This window comes from Pantoea sp. EKM20T (assembly GCF_011800485.1).
GTDB classification, from domain to species: Bacteria; Pseudomonadota; Gammaproteobacteria; order Enterobacterales; family Enterobacteriaceae; genus Pantoea; species Pantoea agglomerans.
Genome location: NZ_JAALFW010000024.1, coordinates 1 through 25,312 on the forward strand (window position 1 = coordinate 1; position 25,312 = coordinate 25,312).

General features: G+C 50.0%; 24 protein-coding genes and 1 pseudogene. 13 read left to right on the plus strand and 12 right to left on the minus strand.

Annotated features, from left to right (window positions below):
• Positions 1–184: 184 nt before the first annotated feature.
• Entirely contained in the window at positions 185–487 is a 303-nt protein-coding gene (locus HFD94_RS22390) for a putative quinol monooxygenase (protein ID WP_010670690.1), read from the minus strand.
• Between the two features lie 63 nt (positions 488–550).
• Positions 551–1,567: an NADP-dependent oxidoreductase gene (locus HFD94_RS22395; protein WP_122890077.1), complete on the minus strand. Its 1,017-nt coding sequence runs from the start codon at positions 1,565–1,567 to the stop codon at positions 551–553.
• A gap of 89 nt (positions 1,568–1,656) precedes the next feature.
• Between HFD94_RS22395 and HFD94_RS22400 the strand changes: the two genes are divergently transcribed.
• A complete protein-coding gene (locus tag HFD94_RS22400; protein WP_033780390.1) occupies positions 1,657–2,568 on the plus strand; it encodes a LysR family transcriptional regulator in 912 nt (303 codons plus the stop codon).
• A 180-nt stretch (positions 2,569–2,748) separates the two neighbouring features.
• Here the strand turns inward: HFD94_RS22400 and HFD94_RS22405 are convergent, their stop codons facing one another.
• Positions 2,749–4,089, minus strand: coding sequence for an MFS transporter (locus tag HFD94_RS22405; RefSeq protein WP_033768614.1), 1,341 nt, complete (start codon positions 4,087–4,089; stop codon positions 2,749–2,751).
• A 476-nt stretch (positions 4,090–4,565) separates the two neighbouring features.
• Between HFD94_RS22405 and HFD94_RS22410 the strand changes: the two genes are divergently transcribed.
• Positions 4,566–5,036, plus strand: a complete 471-nt coding sequence (locus HFD94_RS22410) for a DUF1203 domain-containing protein (protein WP_167433544.1) — start codon at positions 4,566–4,568, stop codon at positions 5,034–5,036.
• 153 nt (positions 5,037–5,189) lie between these two features.
• On the opposite strand, the gene HFD94_RS22415 is transcribed toward HFD94_RS22410, so the two are convergent.
• Positions 5,190–6,065: a LysR family transcriptional regulator gene (locus HFD94_RS22415; protein WP_122890076.1), complete on the minus strand. Its 876-nt coding sequence runs from the start codon at positions 6,063–6,065 to the stop codon at positions 5,190–5,192.
• Positions 6,066–6,166: 101 nt separating this feature from the next.
• On the opposite strand from HFD94_RS22415, the gene HFD94_RS22420 reads away from it, so the two are divergent.
• The gene (locus tag HFD94_RS22420) at positions 6,167–7,141 is read left to right on the plus strand and encodes a nitrilase family protein (RefSeq protein WP_122890075.1); all 975 of its coding nucleotides are present in this window, start codon (positions 6,167–6,169) and stop codon (positions 7,139–7,141) included.
• A 491-nt stretch (positions 7,142–7,632) separates the two neighbouring features.
• Here the strand turns inward: HFD94_RS22420 and HFD94_RS22425 are convergent, their stop codons facing one another.
• The gene (locus HFD94_RS22425; protein ID WP_122890074.1) at positions 7,633–8,106 is read right to left on the minus strand and encodes an Lrp/AsnC family transcriptional regulator; all 474 of its coding nucleotides are present in this window, start codon (positions 8,104–8,106) and stop codon (positions 7,633–7,635) included.
• Between the two features lie 472 nt (positions 8,107–8,578).
• On the opposite strand from HFD94_RS22425, the gene HFD94_RS22430 reads away from it, so the two are divergent.
• Entirely contained in the window at positions 8,579–9,205 is a 627-nt protein-coding gene (locus tag HFD94_RS22430) for a LysE family translocator (protein ID WP_060678999.1), read from the plus strand.
• Between the two features lie 433 nt (positions 9,206–9,638).
• The gene (locus tag HFD94_RS22435) at positions 9,639–10,439 is read left to right on the plus strand and encodes an SDR family oxidoreductase (protein WP_122890073.1); all 801 of its coding nucleotides are present in this window, start codon (positions 9,639–9,641) and stop codon (positions 10,437–10,439) included.
• Between the two features lie 180 nt (positions 10,440–10,619).
• Here HFD94_RS22435 and HFD94_RS22440 read toward each other — a convergent pair whose 3' ends face one another.
• The gene (locus HFD94_RS22440) at positions 10,620–11,168 is read right to left on the minus strand and encodes a TetR/AcrR family transcriptional regulator (RefSeq protein ID WP_122890072.1); all 549 of its coding nucleotides are present in this window, start codon (positions 11,166–11,168) and stop codon (positions 10,620–10,622) included.
• 127 nt (positions 11,169–11,295) lie between these two features.
• Here HFD94_RS22440 and HFD94_RS22445 point away from each other — a divergent pair, with 127 nt between their 5' ends.
• From HFD94_RS22445 to HFD94_RS22460, 4 genes are all read left to right on the plus strand, one after another.
• Positions 11,296–12,384, plus strand: a complete 1,089-nt coding sequence (locus HFD94_RS22445) for an alkene reductase (protein WP_122890071.1) — start codon at positions 11,296–11,298, stop codon at positions 12,382–12,384.
• A gap of 75 nt (positions 12,385–12,459) precedes the next feature.
• Positions 12,460–13,242, plus strand: coding sequence for an SDR family oxidoreductase (locus HFD94_RS22450; RefSeq protein ID WP_122890070.1), 783 nt, complete (start codon positions 12,460–12,462; stop codon positions 13,240–13,242).
• A 201-nt stretch (positions 13,243–13,443) separates the two neighbouring features.
• Entirely contained in the window at positions 13,444–14,466 is a 1,023-nt protein-coding gene (locus HFD94_RS22455; protein WP_167433545.1) for an NADP-dependent oxidoreductase, read from the plus strand.
• Between the two features lie 161 nt (positions 14,467–14,627).
• A complete protein-coding gene (locus HFD94_RS22460) occupies positions 14,628–15,104 on the plus strand; it encodes a glutathione peroxidase (RefSeq protein ID WP_033773751.1) in 477 nt (158 codons plus the stop codon).
• Between the two features lie 235 nt (positions 15,105–15,339).
• Here the strand turns inward: HFD94_RS22460 and HFD94_RS22465 are convergent, their stop codons facing one another.
• A complete protein-coding gene (locus tag HFD94_RS22465; protein ID WP_122890069.1) occupies positions 15,340–16,353 on the minus strand; it encodes a LacI family DNA-binding transcriptional regulator in 1,014 nt (337 codons plus the stop codon).
• A 113-nt stretch (positions 16,354–16,466) separates the two neighbouring features.
• On the opposite strand from HFD94_RS22465, the gene HFD94_RS22470 reads away from it, so the two are divergent.
• Positions 16,467–17,297 carry an SDR family oxidoreductase gene (locus HFD94_RS22470; RefSeq protein WP_122890068.1) on the plus strand — a complete coding sequence of 277 codons (831 nt, stop codon included), beginning with the start codon at positions 16,467–16,469 and terminating at the stop codon, positions 17,295–17,297.
• A gap of 9 nt (positions 17,298–17,306) precedes the next feature.
• Complete coding sequence (locus HFD94_RS22475; protein ID WP_033760058.1) at positions 17,307–18,449, plus strand: phytanoyl-CoA dioxygenase family protein; 1,143 nt, start codon at positions 17,307–17,309, stop codon at positions 18,447–18,449.
• A 506-nt stretch (positions 18,450–18,955) separates the two neighbouring features.
• Here the strand turns inward: HFD94_RS22475 and HFD94_RS22480 are convergent.
• Together HFD94_RS22480 and HFD94_RS22485 are read right to left on the minus strand one after the other, a co-directional pair.
• Positions 18,956–20,143 (minus strand): MFS transporter, encoded by a 1,188-nt coding sequence (locus tag HFD94_RS22480; protein WP_122890067.1) that lies wholly within the window; start codon positions 20,141–20,143, stop codon positions 18,956–18,958.
• A gap of 172 nt (positions 20,144–20,315) precedes the next feature.
• On the minus strand, positions 20,316–21,245 hold the full coding sequence (locus tag HFD94_RS22485) for a LysR family transcriptional regulator (RefSeq protein ID WP_029519724.1): 930 nt from the start codon (positions 21,243–21,245) through the stop codon (positions 20,316–20,318).
• A gap of 127 nt (positions 21,246–21,372) precedes the next feature.
• Here HFD94_RS22485 and HFD94_RS22490 point away from each other — a divergent pair, with 127 nt between their 5' ends.
• Both HFD94_RS22490 and HFD94_RS22495 read left to right on the plus strand, forming a co-directional pair.
• The gene (locus HFD94_RS22490) at positions 21,373–21,939 is read left to right on the plus strand and encodes an NADPH-dependent FMN reductase (protein ID WP_033773748.1); all 567 of its coding nucleotides are present in this window, start codon (positions 21,373–21,375) and stop codon (positions 21,937–21,939) included.
• 43 nt (positions 21,940–21,982) lie between these two features.
• Positions 21,983–22,507, plus strand: coding sequence for a VOC family protein (locus tag HFD94_RS22495; protein WP_122890066.1), 525 nt, complete (start codon positions 21,983–21,985; stop codon positions 22,505–22,507).
• 256 nt (positions 22,508–22,763) lie between these two features.
• Here the strand turns inward: HFD94_RS22495 and hemH are convergent, their stop codons facing one another.
• The 3 genes and pseudogenes from hemH to HFD94_RS22510 all read right to left on the minus strand — a co-directional run.
• Positions 22,764–23,735 (minus strand): ferrochelatase, encoded by a 972-nt coding sequence (hemH, locus tag HFD94_RS22500; RefSeq protein ID WP_010259113.1) that lies wholly within the window; start codon positions 23,733–23,735, stop codon positions 22,764–22,766.
• A gap of 629 nt (positions 23,736–24,364) precedes the next feature.
• The gene (locus HFD94_RS22505; RefSeq protein WP_010259114.1) at positions 24,365–24,655 is read right to left on the minus strand and encodes a Bor family protein; all 291 of its coding nucleotides are present in this window, start codon (positions 24,653–24,655) and stop codon (positions 24,365–24,367) included.
• Positions 24,656–24,854: 199 nt separating this feature from the next.
• A pseudogene (locus tag HFD94_RS22510) lies at positions 24,855–24,989 on the minus strand (molecular chaperone DnaJ); the annotation flags it as partial.
• Between the last annotated feature and the right edge of the window lie 323 nt (positions 24,990–25,312).

Genomic DNA, 25,312 nt, shown 5'->3' on the forward strand with positions numbered 1-25,312 from the left:
GGTGTTGCTCATTGCTTTTACTCTGCACAGCCTGACCCAGTAACTCATCACCTTTAGCAAAAATGTCCGCTTCTGGCACAAAGCGGACCATCGTCCAGGCTTATGCCTGCTATGAGCGAAGAGCGATTACTCACAGATCCGAGGCTTGATAATAAAGCACTCTCGATTTTAATAAGATTTTTATTTACCCATCCATAAGCCCTCTCTCGTTACAGGCGTCATATTTGAAGAGTTCCCCCTTCATTTTTCCCTGCCATCGGTTGATAAACTCTACCGTGTCGGTTTTTATAAGATGGGCATTGAGCGCGTCCTGATCCACCCATCGTTCTGATATAAGCAAACTTCCGGTCTGATAGTCCTCCACGGCAGCTTTATATGAAATGTTTCCATCACGTTGTCGAACGGCATTTGCCAATAAGTTAAGTTCTCCCATAAATTTTTCCAGGACAGAAGGATCAATGTACATATAACCGGAAATGATAAGCATCTTATTTTTCCTTTAACTGACTACTATTCGCCCTCAGAAAATGGCTGATCAGGGATGGGGTAATCAGAAGTTAGTCAGCACAATTTTGCCCTGGATACTTCCTGACGAAGCGCGCTGATGTGCGGCTGATGCCATGGCTAACGGATAGGTGCTATCAATCACGACGTTGATAATGCCTTTTTCCAGCAAAAGCCCCGCTTCGGATAGCTGCAGACCACTTGAACGCACTTGCGTTGTTGACACAGTAATCCCTTTTTGAGTGGCCTCAATCTGCCCAGTAAAATTCAAAGGATTCACCAGAAATAGTGCTCCGCCCTGTCTGATGCAGCTTAAAAAGCGCTCTATATGCTTTCCGCCAACAGCATCAATAACCAGATCGACGTTTTTCACTACATTCTCAGCGGCTACTTTGGTGTAGTCGATAAAATCATCCGCACCCAGTTCGCGCATAAGCACTTCATGACGGGAAGAAGCGACGGCAATGACTCTCGCACCCTTCCACTTCGCGATCTGAACAGCAATGTGCCCTACGCCTCCTCCTGCACCGTTAACCATCACCGTCTGGCCTTCAAGCAGAATCGGTTTATGGTTGAAAGATTGAAACGGATTGGGCGCATCATGGCCGACGTCGACAAGAAATTGCCACGCGGTGAGCAGTGACATCGGGGCACCCGCTGCCTGGATATGGTCTATTCCATGAGGTTTTAACGCCACCTCTGATGCAGGAACGCTTACATAGTCGGCATAAGCACCACTACCGGCCATTACCCCATCAGGAAAACGCACCATTGAATAGACTTCATCTCCGGTGCTGAATGCGGAAACATTTTCGCCCACGGCTTCGATAACTCCTGAAACATCCGTTCCCAGGATTAAGGGAAAGTGGGGTTCGGGCCGCCACTCAGGCGGAAGCGCCCGATAACCATCACGCAGATACAAGTCTGGTGGGTTCAGACTTGCGGCATGCACGCGCACAAGGACTTCGTCAGCCCCGATAGTTGGGCGGGGTGCATCTTCATACCTGAGATTCTCCGGGCCACCAAACGCATGTAGCTGTACTGCTTTCATCATTTCAGTCATGGCAATTTCACTCCAACACAGATTCAGGTGCCAGAATATGACCAATTGTGATGATTGATAATGGGGCTGGATTTCGCTTTAATATTGCCATGAAGGAACAAATAATCTTTGAAAGACTAACAGGTCTGATTGCATTCGCTCGTGCGGGATCGCTCGGCAGCTTTACCGCTGCCGCTCGCTCGCTGGCAGTTTCCCCTTCCGCGATAAGTAAAAGTATTCAGAGACTGGAGCAGCGTCTTGGCATCACATTGTTCACCCGAACCACCCGTTCGCTGGTGCTGACTGCTGAGGGTCGTGAACTGCACGAGCGCACGCTGCAGTTATTACGCGATGCTGAGGAGCTTGAGCAGGTCGCCATGCGATCGCGAGAGGAGCCAGCGGGAACATTACGCATTGCGGCATCGTTTCCCATTGGTGTTCATGTGATCGCGCCTCTCCTTCCGCAATTCTGTGCACTTCATCCTAAAGTGACAATCGACTTAAAACTGAGTGATCGCGTAATTAGCATTGTTGACGAGAGTATTGATATAGCCATCAGGATCGGCGACCTCGCAGATTCAAATCTTCTGTCGCGTCGCCTGTCGCCCTATCAGATAGGTTGTTATGCTTCGCCAGATTATTTGACCCGATGCCCGGAACCCGAACACCCCAATGATCTTATCGGGCATAAAACGGTTAATTTGCGATATCAAAATACGGGGCAGATTTTTCGCTGGCCGTTCCGGGTTGGCGAGCGGGAGATTGAAATTGTGCCATCATCTGCTGTCATCGTCGATGCAAGCGAGGCCGTTATCGCGGCTGTGGCGGCCGGTGCCGGAATAGGCATGGTGTCGAGTTTTATGGCTGCTTCCTGGGTTAAGCGCGGGGAGTTAGTGCCCCTTCTCACTGATTTTTCAGTAGAGCGGCATAATATTTCTGCGGTATGGCATGCGAGCCGGCGTTCAAATCCTGCTGTACGCGCCTTTATTGATCTCATGCTTAACAGTTCTGAACGCTCTTAAACTGCGTATTGTCAGTAAATCCCCAAAGGTAAGTTCTTTCCGCATCTGACACATAACAGACATCAACAACCAGCAGACTGATTCAGGTAATGACAGGATGTGGAATGTTTATATGGCAGAGATAAAGCCGGAAGAACCCGCCTGCAGACGCGCTGCTAAGCGTCTGCAGGCTGGATTACTTTATTTACTGACTGACGAAGCGCTATTTTCAACGTCGATGGTTAACTCTTTTTTGCGGCCCATGACCAGCACGGCAATGCCCCCGATGCCACAGAGGATAGCCAGTGGCACCATAGCCAGCGTATGGCTGCCGGTCGCCTGATTGATAATGCCATAAACGTTGACCATCACTCCACCGCCGATCAGATTCGCCATCGCACCGATAGCCGCCAGACCCGCGGCAGCGGTAGTCGATGACATCCATCCCGATGCCAGCGCCCAGAAAGGTCCTTTCATTGAGTAGGCTCCGATTAATACCAGCGACAGGATCACCACACTGCCGGTCAGACTATTGGTGATAAAGGCTGACAGCAGGCCACCTGCAATTAAGAACAGCGTTAACGCGGTGTGCCAGCGACGCTCGCCGCTGCGGTCAGAACTTCTCCCCCAGATAATCATCAGAATGGAGGCCAGACCGTAAGGAATCGCATTGACTAAACCGGTGGTGAAGTTATCCAGTCCAAACGATTTAAGCAGTTGCGGAGACCAGACGCTCAGCGTTGAGCCAGCCGCAGACGCGCCTGCATAAATCAGTGCCATCACCCAGATATGTTTGTGACGCAGCAACTGCCACAAAGAGATATGACCTATCGCCTTCTTCTTCGCATTTTCGGCTTCGAGAGTGCTGTTCAGCCACGCTTTTTGTTCCTGATTTAACCAGCTGGCATTCGTGGGACGATTGCTCAGTAAAAAGAAGGCTGCAATTCCCAGAATGACCGCCGGAATACCTTCCAGGATAAATAACCAGTGCCAGCCACGCATACCGTACCAGCCATCCAGTGACAAAATCAGACCAGAAATGGGCGATCCAATAAAGTTCGCCGCAGGAATGGCCACCATAAAGGTAGCAATCACGCGTGCTCGGTACTTTCCGGGGATCCAGTAAGTCAGATAAAGAATGACGCCAGGGAAAAATCCGGCCTCAGCGGCACCCAGTAAAAAGCGCAATATATAGAGTGTATTGGCACTTTCAACAAAGGCGGTACAGACAGAGATGATACCCCACGACACCATGATGCGAGAGATCCAAATCTTTGCGCCAATTTTCTGCATGGCCAGATTGCTGGGTACTTCAAACAGGAAGTAACCGACAAAAAACAGACTACTCGCAAAACCAAATACCGCTTTCGACAACCCTAAATCTTCGTTCATCTGCAACGAAGCCATCCCAATGTTGCCGCGATCGATAATGGCAATCAGATAACAAACAATCAGGAAGGGCAAAATGCGCCAGACCACCTTCTTAACGGTCTGCTGCTCAATATCGGCAGAGAAAGTCGTGATGTGCTGTTTTTCAGACATGATGATCCTCACAATTTTGTCATCGCTTTACGTGTATTCCGCAAAGCGCTTTGTTTTACTCTGTAAAACTGTAATGTACTGAGTAAAACCATTATCACGATAAAAATTTTTTCCCGCCGGAAGATGTAATCAGGTTGTGTTATTTGTCACAAAAAAGTATTCGTCAACCTTAGTTTATGTGACGAGTATGTCGTTACCGGGTGGAGTTCAGCGATCTTTTTAATGAAGTGACGACAGGAGAACGGGAAAGAGTGAGAGGGAACAGAGTAATTTGAGCGCCGCTGTCGGGAAGTGAGGCCTTAGCACTTGTGTGAAGGTATCAGCCAGCGTCTGAGAGTTTGCAGCTGATGAAGCACTCGCCTGCCACTGTCGGACGGCCACATCATAAAATTCCCTGACCGATAACGGCGAGTTTCTCCTCACAGTATTCGATAACGTCATTATTCGCGGTGTTACGATGAAAAGAGAGGGATGCTATGAAATATAAAATTTCTGGCCTGAACGCCGGGCAATTTGCTCATCTTTTTGGACAGAGCGATGAATATCTGAGAAAACACCATGCAGTACGACAAACGGTAGAATGCTATCCGGGTTATCCCGACAGAATCTCATTGTGCGATATCCCCGTTGGCGAAAGCGCCCTCCTGATTAATCACATCTATCAGCCTGCCGACACGCCCTATTTTGGTACTCATGCAATCTATATATGGGAGGGATGCACCCGGCAAGGCATTTACATCAATGAATTACCTGAAGTCCTGCTAAGCAGAACGCTGTCATTAAGGGCCTATGACGGAAAGCATTTTTTAAAAGAGGCGGATATAGCTGAGGGGAAACTTGCCGAAGATCTCATCGGCCATTTTTTTGCCGAACCGCAGATTAGTTATATCCAGATACATAATGCGAAACGGGGATGCTATTCCTGCTGTGCAGAACGTTTTGAATGACGGTTTGTATTGAGAAGCCCTATCCGCAACAGGAAATTATTCGTCTCCAGGGTCGCTTTCGTATCATGACCCTGTTCTGAAGAGGGTACTAAGAATTATGTCAGTAATCCTGCCCTATCCAATATGGCAAAAGGAGTGCCTGTTTCTGGAGGGTCAGACGTCATGAAGCGCGATGCCCTTTTTAATACTGGCAATAAAATTATCACGGATTATATCCTCGTGGTTCGCGTTCCAGGCAATGCCAACTTTCCAGCTTATTGACTCACCTGTTAACGGAATAATAACCAGCTCCGGCGGTGCAATATGCATAACACTGTATGGCACAAGGGCAACACCCGTGCCCGCGATGACCAGCGCGACAATAGTTTGTATATCATCACTCAATTGAGTGGATGATATGAAAAGCGCGTTGTCATGAAGAAAGCGATCAATTTGCGCATTTAAACCCCGTCCTCGCCCGGCATGAAGTCGCAACAGAGGGCGTTTCTTCAGCCAGTCATCAGCAGGCAATGACGGTGAACTTGCAGGCGCAATCAAAACCAATCGATCGGTAAACAATGGCAGGTAATCCAGCGTTACGGGAGGCGGAACTCTGACAAAACCGATCTGGAGCTCATCATTTTGCAAAAGTTCGTACTGCTGGAAGGAAGGAAGATCCGTCAATGACATCTCTATCCCCGGACACTCCCGACGAAATTCTGCCATACAGCGTGGTGCAAGATAAAAACTTGAGAGACCGAACCCCACGGCTAAATGCCCTTCAATCCCTTTTGAAACTCGCTCTGCATGATGCATAAATAATCGGGTTTGCCTGACCACTTTTTCAGCCTCTGGCAGCAGACATCTGCCACCGCTCGTGAGTGTGGCTCCATGACGCCCCCGCGTAAACAGTGACGTTTCCACCAGGGACTCAAGGAGATTAATCTGCTTGGTCAATGCAGGTTGCGAAATAAACAACGCCCGTGCCGCGTCGGCATAATTTCTTTTTTCAGCCAGTATCAAAAAGGCCTTAAGCAAGCGGATGTTCATTTTTTACATTCCAAAAGGTTATCGAAACCGGAAATGTTTTGATTATACAGTTATCAGCAATGGTTATGTAATTCAGTTTCGATTACTACCGGAGAAGTACCATGAGCAACCATACATCCTTAAAAGCTGCCACCGTGCAATTTCAGCATCTGGCAAATAACAAAAATTATAATCTGCTGATAATGGAGAAATTTATTGAACAGGCAGCGATTGAGCAGGTGAAAATCCTCACATTCCCGGAAATGTGTATTACTGGCTACTGGCATGTACCCAAACTCAACTCGGCTGAGGTAGCTGCTCTCGCCGAGCCGATCGAGGGGAGTCCTTCCCTTACATTGATTCGTTCCCTGGCGATGAAACATCAAATGCTGATTGGCGCCGGGCTTATCGAAAGAGCCGATGATGGCCGCCTCTATAATGCGTATGTTGCCTGTATGCCGGACGGCTCAATGCACACTCATCGCAAACTCCACGCTTTTGAACATCCGTCAATCAGCAGCGGTGACCGCTTTACCGTTTTTGAAACGCCCTGGGGAGTAAAAGTAGGTATCCTCATTTGCTGGGACAATAATCTGGTAGAAAATGTGCGTGCAACGGCATTGCTGGGTGCAGATATTCTTCTCGCGCCACATCAGACAGGCGGTACCGATTCCCGCAGTCCTTATGCGATGAAACCCATTCCGCTGACGCTCTGGGCGGAGCGGGAAACGCGAAGGGAAGAAATTACTGCTGCATTCAAAGGGGCAAATGGTCGGGAATGGCTGATGAGGTGGCTGCCAGCTCGTGCGCATGACAACGGCTTATTTATTCTCTTCAGTAACGGCGTAGGTGCAGATGATGATGAGGTGCGCACAGGTAATGCAATGATCCTGGATCCCTATGGAAGAATCATTAATGAAACCTGGGCAGCGGAAGATTTTATGGTGAGCGCTGACCTTGATTTGAGTCTGCTTGCAATGAGTACCGGACGTCGCTGGATCCATGGTCGCCGTCCTGATTTATACCATATTCTGACACAACCGCAGGGCTACGAACGTGATGCGATTAGCGCCCGATTTTCTGATGAGACGCCTTAAATAGGCTCGGCGACTGAAATCATCCAGTCGCAAGAAAGATTGTCAGGGCGCGGCATCGTGAAAACCCCGCCCTGACATTAAAGCTTAAACTACGCCGGCAAATCCCGGTACAACGGTTATCGTCACGGTAAAGCATGGACTTTATGGCTGGGGGAAGATTGATGGCATAATTTCATGTAAATAAGCGTCTCTTTTAAGCTGACAGAGTCTGAAGATAAGCTATGAATTAAAGTTTAAGCTGCTGGCGGCTCCGTTTTGAAAGGCACTGCTGGTCGTTATCAACAATCATGTCATAACAAATATTTGTGTTGTTAAAGCAGAGAAAATGTGGGGAGTCAGCAAGCTTGCTAACGCTATGCCGCTTTTAACTTGTGTAAGATCATGCCGGATAACAGTTTTGTGCGATGAATAACGCAAGTAGCGTGCCTGATCATTCAATCCGCTCTATGCGGAATTGATAATCAGTCACTGGGCATCCCGGCAGCGATAGACTACTCAGAGATTTTCTTAATAGGATAACTAACGAGTGGTTTGATCTCTTTAAGCACAAACATACTCTGCATTTCTTTAATTCCTGGCAATCTGCGTACCACTGACATTGCAAAATCAGCATAGGAGTCCAGATCTGAAGCCACAACCTGTAGCAGAAAGTCAGCATCCCCACCGATGCTATAACAGGCAACCACATCCTCCAGGGCAGTCACTTCCTCTTCAAATTTTCTGGCCTCCGCTTCGCTATGGCTGTCAATGACGACCCGAATGAAAACCATTACTCCCAGCCCAATTTTCTTGCGGTCAATAACAGCACGATAGCCCTGAATCACTTTATCTTCCTCGAGCTTACGAACTTTGCGCCAGCAGGGAGATGCTGAAATATTGATCTTCTCCGCCAGTACCTGGTTAGTTACCCGGGCATCGTCCTGTAAAATTTCGAGAATTTTCATATCTGTCGAGCTAAGCGCCATAAGGGGAAATTCCTTTCTTTTTGGAAGCAGTTTAAGGTTACTTTTACCTAAAAACAGGCATTAAGTAAATAATATAGGCAACAATTTTCCGCTTTCCTGCTGCATAATATATTTACTTTTCCAGGTTGTTATTACAAACAATATAAGGGAAAACTGAACCCTGACTTAATGCATATGATTCAATTTAATTTAAAGAATACAGGGAGCTGATCATCTCTTGAAGAGAGGATCGGATAGAGCACTGCGCGCACATGAAAATTAAACTTGTCATCTGCGTAGTTAAATTAATGCAGCAATATCCGCTTTGGAATAATCGAACCTGCACTTTCAACGTTAAACCAACTGATAAAAAGGATGCACATCTTTCAGCCTTAATTAAGCTTTTTATATGACAACCATCGCTCAGTACCAGGCATTTTTGAACAACTAACTCTGTTCCCTTTTACCGAAGTGCATTTCAACAGGAATAACTATGTCAGGAACTACTGAAATACTATCTTATATTGCTGCACTCGGTTTAGCTGCTGCAATTCCGGGTCCGGGGATGACTGCATTAGTCGCTCGCAGCGTGAGTGGGGGCGCAATAACAGGCTTTACGATGCTGGCCGGTCTCATTCTCGGAGATTTGATTTATTTATCTGTGGCGGTATTTGGTCTGGCGGTGATCGCTCATACCTTTACCTCTCTCTTTACGCTGATTAACTGGGCTGCCTCACTCTTTTTATGCCTGCTGGCATGGCAGTTCTGGTGCCACCAGCCTCAGGCAATAAATATCGATCAAAAAGCGACAAAACGAGAACTGGCATCAGCCTGGTTTTCAGGACTGACCATAACGCTGGGAAACCCTAAAACCATCGCTTTCTATCTGGCTATACTGCCTCTGGTTATCTCTCTCGATAATGTATCTTTTCAGATGTGGGGAGGACTGCTGGTTCCGCTTACCGTGTTAGTCCTTTTAAGTGTGGGAGCCGTTTTTATTTTTGCAGCCCTCAGGATACGCCACCTCCTGACCAGTGCTAAAGCGCAACGACTCCTTTTCCGTTCAGCCGGTACCATCATGATGCTGGCCGCGGCTGGAATGGTGGTAAAGACTCTTTAGCGTTCATTACCACCTCCTCTGCCTCAGGAAAAGGGGGCCGGTCTCGTGGTCTTGATAGAAAATGATCAAGCTCTGGCCTGTTTATCAGGCAATAAGCAATAAATAGTAAAAGTGATTCCAGCCAGAAAAGCCTGAGCGCCAAAAGCAGCTATCTTCTGATAGCTGCTTTTTTGCCTTTCAGATATCCCATTTTTTACTGCTTATGTTCCTGCTTCAACGTTTCCTGACTATCCACCCAGACCGCATTAGCGGCTAACCCTGTACTTCACATCTATAATTCAGTGACTCAGGCCCATGCGCCCGATCCGGCTAGCCGATTAATCAGTTTGGGGGTGGCTGGACATCGTAGTGTCAGCGATACATCGATATTCACTCCCCTGATGATGCCGGCCGGGTTTAAGACGCTCATCATTTACAGAAATAAGGATGCCTCATGATCTTTTCTCTCAAAAATCAGGTTGCGCTGGTTACCGGTGCCAGCTCGGGTCTCGGCTATGCCTGCGCAGAAGCACTCGCTAAAGAAGGTGCCTGTGTAGTGATTAACTACCATAGCCAGGCGGAACCGGCCGGGGAGCTGGCTGAGAAAATCCGCGCCGATGGAGGCCGTGCAATTGCTGTCAAAGGTGACGTGTCGAAAGAGGCGGATGTAGAGAATCTTTTTGACCAGACAATCAGGGAATTTGGCAGGCTGGATATCCTGGTGGCGAACTCAGGACTGCAGAAAGATGCCCCGTCCATTGAGATGACGCTAGAGGACTGGAATACCGTTCTGGACGTGAACCTGACTGGCCAGTTCCTCTGCGCGCGTGCTGCGCTGCGTCAGTTCAAGCGTCAGGAGCATCGCAAGGACATCAGCAAAGCTGTTGGTAAGATTATTCATATGAGCTCGGTTCATCAGCTCATTCCCTGGGCCGGACACGTCAACTATGCCGCATCAAAAGGCGGCGTTGACATGCTGATGAAAAGTCTGGCTCAGGAAGTGGGTGAAGAACGTATTCGTGTCAATGCAGTGGCACCCGGCGCTATCGCTACCGCCATCAACGAGGAAAGCACCCAGGGTGAAGCGGGCAAAGCGCTGTTAAAGCTCATTCCTTATGGACGTATCGGTGCGGCTGAAGATGTGGCGAACGCCGTCGTCTGGCTTGCCAGTGATCTCTCTGATTACGTTCATGGCACCACGCTTTTTATCGATGGTGGAATGAGCCTTTATCCTGGATTCCGCGACAACGGCTGAGTGATGGGTCACTGTCCCAGGTGGATGGCCGACTGATTGATAGCGCGTTGATGGGAATGGTATCCGGAACGGGAAGTCCGGATTACGCATTCCCGCCGTTCATAATAAAACGCCAGCGGGCTGGTGCGTTCAGTCCAGGCCGCAACGATTTTAGTAAGGTTGAACGGGAAGAGCATCGATTCAATCTTTACAGGCATCCGGGCTGATCAGACGCGTACGGCAGACCTCCAGAATTTCATCAGCAAGCCTGGAATTATCCGGGCAGGCACGCGAAAGCATCAGTGCACCCACAAGATGCGCGAGCGTATTGATCAGATCCGCACGCGTGACCTGTTCCGTTTCTAAAACGGCAAGCTGTCGTTCAATTCCGGCTGCAAAGGTCTCGCGGATGGATTCAGACTGGCGCGCTGCATCGGTGCCCAAAGCCGACATGACACACCCCTTTGCCATATCATCGCGATGCTGCCGGGAAAGGTAATATTCAACGAACTTTTCCCGACTCACACCCTGAGTTTTTTCCGCCGATTGCGCGAAGCCGCAGCTCATCGCTTCGGCTAACAAATCGGCTTTCGACCCAAAGTGCTTATAGAACCCGCCATGCGTTAACCCTGCGGCTGACATCAGTTCAGCGACGCCTACCCCATCGTAACCCCGCTCACGGAAAAGTTCTGACGCCGTTTCAACGATTCGGTTCCTGTTTTCGCGAACCTGCTCTTTTGACACTTTCATCTTTTCCTCCTGAAACTGAGCTTAAGTATACATTGATGATGATCATAATCAAACCAGTTGACTTTAATGATTACGATCATCATCATTAAATCAGTTTACTGACCCGCTAATCCGCAAAGGAATAACCATGACGAATCAATCCTTATTTCAGCCCTATGAACTGGGATCTGTCACGCTTGCGAATCGCATCGTGATGGCCCCGCTTACGCGTAACCGGGCAGGCGCAGGCCTGGTGCCAGGTGAACTGGCAGCGACTTACTACGCTCAGCGTGCCACAGCAGGGTTACTGATTACCGAAGCTACGCAGATTTCAGCAGAGGCGCAGGGCTATCAGGATACGCCGGGGATCTACACGCAGGCCCAGATTGAGGGCTGGCGTAAAGTCACAGATGCGGTATATGACAAAGGCGGACGGATATTTGTGCAGTTGTGGCACACAGGTCGAATTTCACATGTCGATTTACAGCCAGAAGGAGCCGCACCAGGCGCGCCGTCAGCTATCCGTGCTGAAACCAAAACCTTCGTGAACAACCATTTTGTTGATGTTTCAGAACCCAGAGCGCTTGAGCTGAAGGAAATAAAAGGCATTGTTGCCGATTTCAGAAAGGCATCAGCCAATGCCATTACCGCAGGCTTTGATGGCGTAGAGATACACGGTGCGAATGGCTATCTGCTTGAGCAGTTCCTGAAAGATGGTGCCAATCAGCGCACAGATGAATATGGCGGTTCAGTTGAGAATCGTGCGCGTCTGCTACTAGAGGTCGTGGAGGCCGTGAAAGATGAGATCGGCGCAGCGCGGACGGGCGTTCGCATCTCACCGGTCTCACCTGCTAATGCGATTTCATGCAGCGATCCGCAGCCACAATATGACTACCTGGCAGAGCAACTTGATGCTTCAGGTATCGTTTATCTGCATGTTGTTGAAGGCGCGACGGGAGGTCCCCGTGATGTCTTACCGTTCGATTACGCTTCGCTGCGTCGCCGCTTTAAAAACACCTACATCGGTAACAATGGTTATGACCTGGCGCTGGCGTCTGACCATCTTGCACAGGACAAAGCCGATTTGTTCGCGTTCGGTCGCCCCTTCATTTCTAACCCCGATTTCGTCGAAAGACTTAAGTCGGGAGCGCCTCTGGCCCCGCTTAATCCTGAAACACTGTATGGCGGTGGTGCGGAGGGCTACACCGACTATCCATCGCTTAGCGGTAACAGTTAATCACTCTTCAGGTATCACGGTTAACCCTATATCGCTAACGGCAATTTTTATCAAACAAATGAAGAAGATAAAACTATGACTCGTACTTCAGTTCTCATTACAGGCGCATCAACGGGTATTGGTGCTGTTTACGCTGAGCGCTTTGCACGTCGTGGACATGACCTGGTTCTGGTTGCTCGCGACAAATTGAAATTAGAGGCGCTTGCTGAACGACTGCGACAGGAAAATCATATTTCCGTCGATGTGCTGCCTGCCGACCTCACGCTGGCGAGTGATTTAGCTGCTGTTGAAGCACGCCTCCGGGAAGACACGCGGATAGGCACTCTTATCAATAACGCAGGTATCGCTCAATCCGGCACGTTTACCGAGCAGACGCCTGATTCCATTGAACGCCTTATCGCGCTTAACGTCACTGCCCTGACGAGACTGGCCACTGCTGCAGCACGCCGGTTCGCAGAAGCCGGAGAAGGTTCGATCGTCAATATCAGTTCCGTAGTCGGACTCGCCCCGGAATTTGCAATGACGGTTTACGGCGCAACAAAAGCCTTTGTTCTTTTCCTCTCTCAGGGAATGAACGTTGAGCTCTCTTCAAAAGGCATTTATATCCAGGCGGTGCTCCCTGCAGGTACGTACACCGAAATCTGGGATCGTGCCGGTATCGACATCAGTAACGCCTCAAAAATGATGGAAGTGGGCGAACTGGTTGACGCCGCTCTGGCGGGTTTTGACCGCCGCGAACACGTGACGATTCCGCCATTACACAAAGCTGAGCGCTGGGATGTTCTTGATGCCTCCCGTCAGGGTCTGCTCTCGGACATCCGACAGGAAGAGGCCGCAGAGCGATACAAAACCCTTTAGCTAAGCCCTGCTCAGCAGAACCTTTTACAGGGTTCTGCTGAACGGTAAATCGACCATGAATCTCTTAATGGTGGCATGAGAATATTAACCGGCAAAACCTTATTCCATTATTTATTACGTTGCTCGCGGAGCCGCTTTTTTGCTCAGCAACAGAGGCACCTGAAAGTACGTCAGTGCTAAACATCAGAGGATAAACACCAAATGAAAACCAGGACGATGCGAGCCTTTACGTTTAAACGCTACGGGAAGTCACCTGAGCTGGGATTTGAACATGTAGATTACCCTTCCCCCGCTGCCGATGAAATCCTGGTAAAAGTCTATGCCGTTGGTCTGAATCCCATTGATAACATTATCCCCGGCGGAATTTTCAAACCGATTCTGCATTTTAAACTTCCGGCGACACTGGGCAGTGATTTGTCAGGCGTGGTGATTGCAACAGGAAGTCGGGTGACACGTTTCAAGCCGGGCGATGAAGTCTTCGCCAGCATTTTCGACACGCGAACAGGTTCACTCGCCGATTTTGCATGCGTTCCTGAACGTCTCGCGGCTATTAAGCCTGAAAATATGGATTTCATTGAGGCTGCTTCGTTGCCGATGGTTAGCCTCACCGCCTGGCAGGCGTTTACAGAGAGAGCACATCTGCGACCAGGCCAAAAAGTGTTTATTCCGGCAGGTTCGGGAGGGATTGGCACTATTGCGATTCAGCTGGCAAAGCATCTTGGCGCCCGGGTAGCGACGACGACCAGTTCAGCCAACGTAGAGTGGGTGAGTCGGCTGGGCGCAGATGAAGTGGTCGACTATAAAGAGCAGGAATTTGAAACCGTGCTGAGTGGCTACGATCTCGTACTCGGCACGCTGCGGGGGGATTCCATTGAAAAATCCATGCAGATTCTTAAACCTGGTGGAAAGATTGTTTCTCTGGTCGGTCCATTAGACGTTAATTTCGCGCGAGCCCGGCAGCTGAATATCATCCTGCGGATGATTTTTGCCCTGATGAGCCGCAAAATTATGCGCCTTTCAAAAAAGCGCGGTCTGGATTATTCATTTCTCTTTGTGCGTCCTGATGGCGATCAACTCACCCAAATCGGCAAACTTATAGAAGCAGGACATATCAAACCGGTAATCGACCGGGTGTTCCCTTTTGCAGAAACTCAGGATGCGCTTGACTGTCTTCAACGCGGACATGCAAAGGGTAAAGTCGTGGTTGAAATTCATCAGGAATAACAACCAGATCTGACGTGGGAAATAGTCATTAACTCAGGTGGTAGCACCTGAAGCCAGGATGCCTGACCAGCTAACTAAGCATCTGCTTCCCAGACCCCGCTGTCGTTATGCACTCTGTGGTAATGTTAACGCCATACGGTTTTTGCTCTGAGGATTGCGACATGTCTCCCTTTTATCAACTCACTGCCACCAGTCTGAATGGCCAGCTTATCCCGATGGCCGACTACGCTGACAAGGTGGTTCTGGTGGTTAATACCGCCAGCCATTGTGGATTCACACCACAATACGCAGGTCTTGAATCGCTCTATAAAAAGTACGCCGCGCAGGGGCTGGTGGTGCTGGGTTTTCCCTGCAACCAGTTCGGAAAGCAGGAACCCGGCGGTGCCGAAGAAATCGCGCAGACATGCCACATCAACTATGGTGTGAGTTTTCCGATGTTCGGGAAAGTTGAGGTCAATGGCACCTCAACGCACCCGATTTTCCGTTACCTGAAAGATGAATTACCCGGCGTGCTGGGTGGTCGTATTAAGTGGAACTTCACTAAGTTCCTGATCGGGCGCGACGGAAAACCGATCAAACGCTTTGCCCCGACCACCACCCCGGAGAAAATGGAATCCGCCATTCTTGCTGCTCTTTAAGTGAGGTGTTTTACCATCTCACTGTCAATGACGGGATTACCAGTAAACTGTTTCTTTCCGCTCCACCTGGCAGCGCATTTAACTCATCGACGTCTGTTCAGGGCCAGAAGCGGACGTTGTTCATCCTTAACTACGTTGATTATTGGGGGAGGGAGTCAATAATCCAGGGCATCAGTAATTTAACTTTTAACTCGTACACCTCTCAGGGCTCGGATGACTTTAATGGAGATATAAGTCAGATGTTGTAAGGGGTTACAACAATTACGCGTGATAATGCCGCTTCATCCTCTGTTTCTGGCAAAAAACCATGAAAACGCAGAATCGCGCTAAATGCTGACCTCGCGTCTTCCTTCAGATCATGATCAATCACCGCATCTATTTTTTCAGCAGTCAGCAGAGCGCGGTTCTCTTCATCCAGGTCGTGACCAATAAAGGCTTCTGTCTGCCGTTGCATTGCTGTAAAAGCCCGTAGAATCGCGCTGTTTCCCCCGCCCACGCTGTAAACAGACTTGATAGAAGAGTCCTGTTCCAGCGCCTTGCACATCTGCGTAAAAGTCAGTGAATCGATACCATATCCTTCACTGACGGTTATGGTCTTCAGATACGGCGCACGCTGATTAAGCGCCTGTATGAAGCCTGCCATGCGCTGTTCTTCTCCACGAAAATCCGTACTGCTGATCACTATCGCGACTGTTTGTGCCGTCCTCAAAAGCCATCGGGAAAGGAGCCATGCTGCCGTTCGCCCCGCACCGACATTATCCATTCCCACATAGCAGATACGCCTGCTGTCCGGCAGGTCTGTAACCAGTGTGACCACCGGAACGTTAAGCTCCGCCAGCTCTGCGATAGTTCCCTCGAGCAACTGATGATCGCTGGCTTTGAGCAATACGCCATAGCTGTCATTACTGCAGCGACGCAGCTCGCGTTGCAACTCTTCTAGTGTGACCTCTTCAAAGATGTGGCAGCGCAGTGTCAGCCGGAAAGGTGCAAAGCTTTTAATCTGACTGAGCAGCGCCGCCACAGTCAGTGAACTGAAGCGTTCCGGCGTGTGCATCACCAGGTCAATGGGCAACGTGCGTCCGCTGGCAAGGCTGGCGCGTTGTTGTAATTCCAGATCCTGGATTGCCTGGGCAATGCGCCGGGCAGTACGAGGACTTACGCTGCCTCGCTGGTGCAATTCTCTGTCGACAGTGGCTTTACTGACGCCGGACTGGGCCGCGATTTGTTTGATGGAGAATGACCTGACCATAAATTGAGGTCTCTTTGAGGTTATGTGGACGTATTGTTAACCGAATGTAATTGCTAAGGTCAGTGTTAGCAAGCGGGCAGACCTTACCTCTCCTGACTTAGAAAGGACAACAAATGGACCTGAATGAAAGCGGCAGTTTTAACAATAAAGTGTTCGTCGTTACCGGCGGAACCCAGGGGCTGGGCGCAGCCGTTGCCCGTCTGCTGTCAGAGCGTGGGGCGCGGGGCATCGTGATTTGCGGACGTAATGCGATAGCCGGACGTGAACAGGCGGAAACCCTCAGCCACCCCGGGTGCGAGGTGATATTTGTTGAAGCAGATATCAGCTCGCCAGAAGCCTGCATGAAAGTGGTGGAGGTAGCAGAATCGGCGTTTGGCACCCTGCATGGACTGGTGAACTGTGCAGGCATGTCCGACCGAGGCACTATCCTCGACACTTCCCCGGAACTATTTGACGCCATTATGGCGGTCAACATCCGTGCCCCTTTCTTTCTGATGCAGGCGGCAATCAAGATGATGATTGCCAAAGGCGTTGAAGGCAGCATTATCAATATCATTACCATGACCTCCCATGGCGGTCAGAGCTTCCTGACCGCATACGCCGCATCGAAAGGCGCACTGGTTACGCTCACTAAAAACGTGGCTTTCAGCGCCATGCGCAATCGTATCAGGGTGAACGGTCTGAACATTGGCTGGATGGACACGCCTCATGAGCACGACATCCAGCGGCATTATCATAATGCTGAAGAAAACTGGCTGACCAAAGCTGAGCAGGCGCAACCTTTTGGCCGTCTGCTGAAGTCAACTGAAGTCGCACGGGCCGTAGCGTTTCTCCTTTCCGGGGAGTCGGGAATGATGACAGGCGCGGTGATCGATTTTGATCAAAGTGTGGTTGGTTGCGGTGACAACGGTGGTTTTCAGCCATCACATGCTCTGACTCTTTGAGGTAAAAACATGAACAGCATCTATATAAATGACAGTCATATTTCTCTCGATAAGTTTGCTACGCTTTGCTCGCAGACGCTGCGCAAAGACGATTTCCCACTGGCGCATTCCGTCGATAAAAATGTGCTTATCTATCATCATGACGATCTGATGGCAGCAGCCAAAACCGATCGTCAGTCCCTGCTGGGTGAACTGCATCACGCATTGTCTGGCGGACCAGGAGTGTTCGTGGTTCAGGGCTTATACAGCGACGTTTCCGCTATAGACAGCAGCAATAAGGTGTTTGAGGATATTCTCGCCAGCGAAGCGGAAAACGGCGGTGGTGGCGACCACTTTGCCAAAGCCGGCAGTAATGGGCGTATCTGGAATGCGCTGCAAAAAGTAGCGGAGCGTGATGCCGATGTCTTCGTTGCATACTACAGCAACCCTTTGCTGGCGCTAATTTGCGAAGCCTGGGTTGGCCCCGGCTATGAAATTACGGCGCAGGTAAATCAGGTTCGTCCCGGCGGCAAAGCGCAACAGCCGCATCGGGATTACCACCTTGGCTTTCAGCTTAATGATGTCGTCGCCCGCTTCCCGCTGCCGCTGCATATTCTGTCGCAATACCTGACGCTTCAGGGTGCGGTCGCGCACAGCGATATGCCGATAGAATCAGGGCCGACCCAGCTGTTACCCTGGTCGCAACAATATGCAGAGGGCTATCTGGCCTGGCGCGATTCGCGTTTTATTGAATTTTTCCAGCAGCATGCCATTCAGTTACCACTGAAAAAAGGCGACGGATTATTTTTCAATCCGGCGCTGTTCCATGCCGCGGGAAATAACGTTACGCAGGACCATGTACGCACTGCTAATTTGCTACAGGTCTCATCCGCCTTTGGCAAAACCATGGAAAAAGTGAATCATGTCAAGGTGATGGAGGCAATCTATTCTACTCTGCTGAGTAAGCCATTAAGCGATGAGCAGCGACAGGCCGTTGTGGCGGCGAGCGGCGAAGGCTACTCCTTCCCGACTAATCTTGATACCGATCCTCCGCTGGGTGGTCTGGTGCCCAAAACGCAACAGCAGCTGTTGCTTGAAGCGTTACAACAAGGCTGGTCGGCTGACGAGTTTAGCCGGCAACTGGCAAATCACGAGAGTAAGAGAAAAGCATAGTTTTACATGGGTTACAGGCATGGCGTAACTCACCAACAGATGCGTTACGTCATGTCGATAGAATCGGGCTTTAGTGGCTCATTTTTTCTGACTCTGTTCCTGATTCATCTGGTTATCGGGACATGGTCAGGAGTACAAGCTTCATTTCTGCCATCAGGGTGATAAAAGCTTTCCCTGAAGCTATTTCAGTGCTCTTCCCCCTGGACAACCTGAAGACAGGCAAAACAGGATCGAATCGCAGGAATTACGTTGTTCCTGCTCAGTGTTTCAGCAAGATGCAGTACATAAAAGTCCGTGGCCTCAGAAACCAGACTTTCAAATATCTCAAGCTTCCGTGCGAACAGTGCGGGCGTACTCCGGATAAGCGCCCGCATCTCTTTTTCCTGCTGTCTGGTAAAGTGCGGCGCGCATTCAGCTATTGAATTTTTCATTGCCTCCCAGACGTCCTCAGTATCGAGTCTCTATGCGAAGACTGCCAGATGCCCGCTCTGTGCCAGAAGCGGACGTTACTCACTGTGAGAAGCTGAACGCATAGTAGCGCTATGCCCGGTTTTGTCAGTCAGTCCGGATATAACTGCCAGAATCAGCGCTATAACCGAGAGTATCGCGCCTGCCCAGTCAGGCGACTGAAGACCAAAGCCGGCCGCTATAACTGCCCCTCCCAGCCATGCACCCAGGGCATTACCGAGATTGAAGAGGCCTATGTTAACGGCTGCAGCCAGCGTCGGAGCCCCTGCCGCCCGCGCTTTGTCCATCACCAGTTTCTGGATGGGGGACACGGTCGCAAACCCAAACGCAGCCATCAGAAAAATACAGACCGCTGACATGACCTGGTTGTGGGCAGTAAAGTTAAATACCAGCAGGACTACGGCCTGAGCGGCCAGGGTGACGTAAAGCATCGGCATCAGCGCGCGATCGGCATATCTGCCGCCCAGCTGGTTACCGACAAATAGCCCCAGACCGAACAGCAGCATCAGCCATGCCAGGCTGCTTTCGCTGTATCCAGCCAGCCCGATCATCATGGGTGCGATATAGGTAATGGAGGTAAAAAATGCACCCGGCCCAAAGACCGTTATGCCCATCGCCAGCAGAACATTGACGTTGCGGAAGGCATTAAACTCGTGTGCGAAATTATGGTTCTCCGGACGGGGCTGATGCGGGATAAGCATACCGACGCTGATAACCGTAACAACTCCAATTGCGGCAATAACCATAAAAGCATCTCGCCAGGAAAGATGCTGCCCGATCCAGGTACCGACGGGAACACCAATAAGATTTGCTACGGTCAGTCCCATGAACATGAATGCAATCGCCCTTACCCGCTTAGACGGCGCAACCATATCGGCAGCAATGATCGAACCAATACCAAAGAAGGCGCCGTGAGTCAGAGACGTGATGATCCTGCCCAGAATGGCAATGCCCAGCGTGGGCGCAAAGGCCGTAACGAGGTTACCCGCCACAAACAGCAGCATCAGAAAAACCAGCATGGCTTTTCGGGGCACTTTTGAGCCCAGAATAATCAGGGCCGGCGCGCCGACAAAAACACCCAGCGCATAAGCCGTTGCCAGATTTCCGGCCACGGGAATAGTAACGTTGAAATCAGCGGCAATAACGGGAAGCAGGCCGGCAATGATGAATTCAGTCGTACCGATACCGAATGCACCAATCGCCAGCGCCCAGAGAGCAAGTGGCATAACAAATATCCTGTCAGTTAACCTATTTTTTTGTCTGAGCTGCGCATAACACGTGCCGGCTTTCGTTTAGAGAACCGGCACATGACACGGTGATGGCAGCAGGACAGACAGGATATAAGCTTGCTTAGAGTTGATAAACAGCCCTGAAATCGCCTGAGTGGTGACAAAAATTCTACTTAAGAGTGCCAAAGTATCCTTTTTCGGCCTTACTTAGCAGTTCATCGACAATAAGCCTGACCCTGGGGATCAGATGCCTTGTCCGGGGCCAGACAACGTTCAGCCCGACGGGTACGGGCATATGATCGGGCATAACAGCAACAAGCCTGCCCTCATCAATATGGCTGTTCACCATCGATTCCGGAAACTGGGCAATACCGGCTCCTGCGAGGCAGGCCTGAAGCATGGCGTCTCCGTCACTTATCTGGTGTGCCGAGGCCGAGATAAACTTTAATTCCCGCTCCCCGGCTGGCCGCAGCCGCCAGGCAAGCGGCGCCCCCCGCCGGTACCCCATAATGCAGCAGTGTTTTTTTAGCGCATCGACATCAAAGGGCTGACCATGCCGCTCAACATAAGCGGGAGATGCGCAGAGCATGAGGCGCTGCCGGCTCAGACGACGCGCAATCAGCTCATCGGTACTCTGCAGTTCGCCCAGGCGCAGTACCAGGTCAACGCCCTCCTCAACCGGATCAATCAGACGGTCGTTAAAGGTCAACACCAGACGCAGGGCTGGATAACGATTCATCACTTCAAGCAGCACCGGCATCATCAGATTGCGTCCGAATGATGCTGGCATGTCTATACGCACCGTTCCGGCAGGATTGTCCTGCCGCCGGCTGAGCGTATTTTCAGCCGAGTCCAGAATTTCCAGCGCAGAGAGGCAACTGGTGAGATAGGCCTCTCCGTCACTGGTCAGGCTTAGCTTACGGGTTGAGCGGTGAAACAACCGCGTTCCCAGCCTCTCCTCAAGCCGCGCCACGCTTTTTCCGACGGCAGATTTTGTAATGCCCAATTGCTCCGCAGCTTCAGTAAAGCTGCTGGACCTGGCCGTTGTGACAAAAGTCGTGATTCCTCGCAAGGATTCCGCTGTAAAACCGGTAGACATAAAGTTGACTCTCTGGCGACACATAGCGTGTTTATCGATGTGTAATTCTATACCAGGCTTAAGTCAGTTCGAAAACAAAGTGCCGGCACCTGCCGGCGTATCCATCTTAAAAACACGGGGAGCAGTCATGTCACAGACAAGACCTTTGAAATTTGTCTCACTGCTGGGCAGTCTTCGCGCGGAATCTTTTAACGCCGTCGTAGCCCGCAATCTTAGCCTGCTGGCGCCGGCAGGCGTGGATGTCAGCGCGCTCAGCTCTGTCGGAGAAATACCGCATTACGACGCTGACCTGCAGGCTCAGGGGTTTCCTGAATCGGTTGTGGAAATGGGACAAGCGATAGCGGCAGCAGACGGCCTGATTATTGTCACACCTGAATATAACTATTCTGTGCCGGGTGCCCTGAAAAATGCGCTGGACTGGCTTTCACGTCTTCCGGATACCCCTGTCGCCGGTAAGCCTGTCGCCATAATCACTGCGTCACCCGGTGCCATAGGTGGCGCAAGGGCGCAGTATCACCTGCGTCAGATTCTGGTCTTTCTTGACGGCAGAGTGCTTAACAAGCCAGAGGTCATGATTGGACAGGCCTCATCCCGGCTTGATCCAAAATCCGGCCACATAACGGATGCGGACACCCGTGACCATATTTCAGCTCAGCTTAGTGCGCTCGCGACAATGGCGGCCCGCCAGGGCTGATTAATAACATCACTCACATCTGAACAACCACAGGGAGAAAACTATGCCTACCAACGTTATTCGCGGTATGGACCACGTCGGCATTACCGTTTCTGATATTGATGAGGCTACCCGCTTCTTTTCTGACGCCTTTGGTGCAGAAGTTATTTATGACTCCGTCTCGCCTTCAGACGATGACGTAAAAGGCGAAGAAACGGAAAATATTCTGAACCTGTTCCCGGGAACGAAAATTACCACGGTCAGAATGATGAAGCTGAAGCACGGCCCGGGACTGGAACTTTTTGAAATGAAGGGGCCAGAGCAAAGTCAGCCCGTGCGACCCAGTGATTATGGCCTGCAGCATTTTGCTGTTTACGTTGATGACATCAACGAGGCTATCAGCCTGTTCGAGCAGGCTGGCGGGAAAATGTTTACTTCTCCTCAGCCCCTGATGTTTCCAACTGAGGTGGGAGAGAATAACTTTTTCTGCTACGGCCGCACGCCGTGGGGTAGCGTCATTGAACTGATTTCTTTACCTTCAAAGCTGCCGTATGAAGACCATACCTCTCTGCGCCGCTGGAAGCCCTGAGTGTAACCGGGTGCGCCAGCGCAGGCGTACCCGTAAATACTAAACGTCCGCCTCTCGCTCATAGCTGACTTGCCCACGAATAATCTCCGACTCATACCCTCGTACAAGACAGTTGCTTGCAGCTGGAGTAGCGGGTTTCCAGGCGGCCCCTATAACGCCGCCCCGGCACGTATCACATACATGTCCGGGAGGGCCCACTTCTGGTTTCACTATGAATGTTGACACCTGCAACACCCTGCTCCCAAGAGTGTGAAAATCATCCCTGAAACCGATTAAGGTTCACAAGTTGTCGCAGCATCTCGATATGAATCGGTTTATCATTAAGCGCCGGTATGTAAGTAAACGATGTACCACCCGCATGCATAAAAATCTCCCTGTTCTGCTCATCAAGCTCCTCAAGCGTTTCTAAACAGTCTGATGCGAACCCCGGGCTGATTACATGCAGGCTTTTTATTCCTTCATTCGGTAGATTTTTAATTGTCTCATCAGTAAAAGGCGTTAACCATGGCTCTCTGCCGAATCTTGACTGGAACGTCATCAATATTTTCAATGACGGCATATTGATTGCTTCAATGAGTAATTTTGTCGTTAACTCACATCTTTCCTGGTATCGGTCCCCCTCTTTGACAAACCTTACCGGTATACCATGATATGAAATTAACAATGCATCTGGAACGCCGTTAGCTTCGAAAGATGCCTGAACGGATGCTCTTAACGCTTCAATGTAGGCAGGGTGATCGGCATAGTCATTGATGAAATTTATGGAGGGTGTATACCGGTTCTTCATTATCTGCAGGTGACGGCTCACGCTATCCCAAACAGAAGAAACGGTCGAAGATGAAAACTGGGGATACAAAGGAATGACGATAATTTTATCGACGCCTTTTTCCAGTAGCCTGTCAATTGCACCACCTATACTCGGCTCGCCATAACTCATTCCCAGCTCGACGGGCATACCTGTCACTTCTTCAAGCGCACGGGCTTGCCTGACGCTGTAAACCATGAGAGGGGAGCCTTCCTCCATCCAAATCGAAGAATATAATTTCGCCACTCGCCTTGCACGTAATGGGATAATCACGCCATGTAGAATGGGGCACCAAATGATTCTTGGTAAGTCGACCACTCTGTAGTCATGCAGAAATTTAGATAAAAATTTCTTTACTGCAACAGGCGTTGGTTCTTTTGGTGTTCCAAGGTTAACAATCAAAACACCCTGTTTATTCGTCATCAGGTGGGATCCTCAAGGCCATTGTCACTAACTCACTCATGCCAGTCACTCCGTAGCAGCTTGTCTTAAAGGCCTCAATTTGACCTCATTTTGTAGAAATAATTGAAATGCAGATTGACTGTTTCACGGCTTATGATGCTATGAGTCTGATTGCAGCCATCGTTTTTACTCAATGATCATGATTTTAGGACAAATCATCAGTGAAAACATTACTTTCTCTATCGTCAGATTTAACCGGTGCGGGGCTACGCGACGTCATTATTGAAGTCGGCGTGTGGAGGAGTTAGCTGGAGGAGGTGAGAAAACCGCATCTGGATGCCCGCGCAGATGCATGCCTTAGGCTTGATCTTTTTATGCGTATAAGTGATGAAGGCGACTGACCTGCTCCCTGTTAATCCTTACAGCACGCTTTTTGCAATGTCTGTTACTCGCTCAAAGCGGACTGACACGCATCAACAGCTTACCACTGCTTTTACCAGGCTGGACGACGTTGCCTGAACTCGTTTCGGATATCGTCGTCAGCAGGCGAGCCGCGCAGCGGTGCGAGAGCAGAATTTAATAGTTACAATATACTAATGCGATTTAATAACAGGCGCAGGATTAGGCCGGCGAACCGGCCTGAGGCATTATCAGATGGCGCAATAAACGCGCGCTTCACGTGGCGTGTAGATACCAAATGTCACCACGCTCAGTAAGCCATTAACAAACGTCTGCTGCACTTCAACCCGGTTAACTTTTTCCTGGCCGCCGCACACCTGCGCCGCATCAATGCTCTTACGCTGACCGATACCTGAAACAAAGAACGGCTGGCTGGTGGTTTTCGTCGCCGCGCCAACTTGATTCTGTTTCATTACGAAAGTCTGCTGCGCACAGCCGGTTAAACTCAGAGCCAACAACGCCGCAACACAAAGCTTGTTCATAAATATCCTTATCGCCTGAAATGAAAAAAAATGCTGAGTGAAATCATCACTCAGCCAGCAATCAGGTTATCGACAACGAAAGCGGAAACATGAGAAAAATTTTTAAGTACGCCTAACGGATACGTTTTGCTGAATCGTACAGCAATAAAAAAAGCCCCTGCACAGCAGGAGCTTTTTATGTTTACCGCAGCGTTTCCGCTTAGCGAGTCAAATTGTAGAAGAACTTTTTGACGCCATCGAGAAAGCTTTTTGAATGCGGACTGTTCTTCTCGCCCGCCGCACCACCAAAGCACTATTCCGGCTCACGCAGCAGCGACTTATGCTTCTCGCTCATAGTGGACCCTGGCCTGCCGTCAGTCCGCTTTGCGCCAGGAGCGGATGTTTCACATGCACTCCTATGTAAAATACTGAAGGCCGTCATAGATGGAACATTATGTTAGATTCAGTAGTTAAAACTGAATCCAGGATAGCGAATGTTTAGCATTTCAGAAGTAGATAAAAGTGATTCTGACCTACTGTGGCTGGTAAGCGAACTCGATGCCTTTCAGAACGCACTATATCCTGCAGAAAGTAATCACTGTGAATCGCCACGGGTTTAACAGACACCTCAGAGTCATTTAAGATGGCTTAAAGAGAGGTGTCCATGAGCGGTAAGCG

What these genes read in the sequence shown, in the direction of transcription:
- HFD94_RS22400 (WP_033780390.1), top strand. Translation starts at nt 1,657, where the DNA reads ATGAAGGAACAAATAATCTTTGAAAGACTAACAGGTCTGATTGCATTC.
- HFD94_RS22415 (WP_122890076.1), bottom strand. Translation starts at nt 6,065, where the DNA reads ATGAACATCCGCTTGCTTAAGGCCTTTTTGATACTGGCTGAAAAAAGA.
- HFD94_RS22490 (WP_033773748.1), top strand. Translation starts at nt 21,373, where the DNA reads ATGTCACAGACAAGACCTTTGAAATTTGTCTCACTGCTGGGCAGTCTT.
- HFD94_RS22420 (WP_122890075.1), top strand. Translation starts at nt 6,167, where the DNA reads ATGAGCAACCATACATCCTTAAAAGCTGCCACCGTGCAATTTCAGCAT.
- hemH (WP_010259113.1), bottom strand. Translation starts at nt 23,735, where the DNA reads ATGACGAATAAACAGGGTGTTTTGATTGTTAACCTTGGAACACCAAAA.
- HFD94_RS22460 (WP_033773751.1), top strand. Translation starts at nt 14,628, where the DNA reads ATGTCTCCCTTTTATCAACTCACTGCCACCAGTCTGAATGGCCAGCTT.
- HFD94_RS22465 (WP_122890069.1), bottom strand. Translation starts at nt 16,353, where the DNA reads ATGGTCAGGTCATTCTCCATCAAACAAATCGCGGCCCAGTCCGGCGTC.
- HFD94_RS22405 (WP_033768614.1), bottom strand. Translation starts at nt 4,089, where the DNA reads ATGTCTGAAAAACAGCACATCACGACTTTCTCTGCCGATATTGAGCAG.
- HFD94_RS22505 (WP_010259114.1), bottom strand. Translation starts at nt 24,655, where the DNA reads ATGAACAAGCTTTGTGTTGCGGCGTTGTTGGCTCTGAGTTTAACCGGC.
- HFD94_RS22475 (WP_033760058.1), top strand. Translation starts at nt 17,307, where the DNA reads ATGAACAGCATCTATATAAATGACAGTCATATTTCTCTCGATAAGTTT.
- HFD94_RS22480 (WP_122890067.1), bottom strand. Translation starts at nt 20,143, where the DNA reads ATGCCACTTGCTCTCTGGGCGCTGGCGATTGGTGCATTCGGTATCGGT.
- HFD94_RS22430 (WP_060678999.1), top strand. Translation starts at nt 8,579, where the DNA reads ATGTCAGGAACTACTGAAATACTATCTTATATTGCTGCACTCGGTTTA.
- HFD94_RS22455 (WP_167433545.1), top strand. Translation starts at nt 13,444, where the DNA reads ATGAAAACCAGGACGATGCGAGCCTTTACGTTTAAACGCTACGGGAAG.
- HFD94_RS22395 (WP_122890077.1), bottom strand. Translation starts at nt 1,567, where the DNA reads ATGACTGAAATGATGAAAGCAGTACAGCTACATGCGTTTGGTGGCCCG.
- HFD94_RS22425 (WP_122890074.1), bottom strand. Translation starts at nt 8,106, where the DNA reads ATGGCGCTTAGCTCGACAGATATGAAAATTCTCGAAATTTTACAGGAC.
- HFD94_RS22445 (WP_122890071.1), top strand. Translation starts at nt 11,296, where the DNA reads ATGACGAATCAATCCTTATTTCAGCCCTATGAACTGGGATCTGTCACG.
- HFD94_RS22450 (WP_122890070.1), top strand. Translation starts at nt 12,460, where the DNA reads ATGACTCGTACTTCAGTTCTCATTACAGGCGCATCAACGGGTATTGGT.
- HFD94_RS22440 (WP_122890072.1), bottom strand. Translation starts at nt 11,168, where the DNA reads ATGAAAGTGTCAAAAGAGCAGGTTCGCGAAAACAGGAACCGAATCGTT.
- HFD94_RS22390 (WP_010670690.1), bottom strand. Translation starts at nt 487, where the DNA reads ATGCTTATCATTTCCGGTTATATGTACATTGATCCTTCTGTCCTGGAA.
- HFD94_RS22495 (WP_122890066.1), top strand. Translation starts at nt 21,983, where the DNA reads ATGCCTACCAACGTTATTCGCGGTATGGACCACGTCGGCATTACCGTT.
- HFD94_RS22435 (WP_122890073.1), top strand. Translation starts at nt 9,639, where the DNA reads ATGATCTTTTCTCTCAAAAATCAGGTTGCGCTGGTTACCGGTGCCAGC.
- HFD94_RS22410 (WP_167433544.1), top strand. Translation starts at nt 4,566, where the DNA reads ATGAAATATAAAATTTCTGGCCTGAACGCCGGGCAATTTGCTCATCTT.
- HFD94_RS22470 (WP_122890068.1), top strand. Translation starts at nt 16,467, where the DNA reads ATGGACCTGAATGAAAGCGGCAGTTTTAACAATAAAGTGTTCGTCGTT.
- HFD94_RS22485 (WP_029519724.1), bottom strand. Translation starts at nt 21,245, where the DNA reads ATGTCTACCGGTTTTACAGCGGAATCCTTGCGAGGAATCACGACTTTT.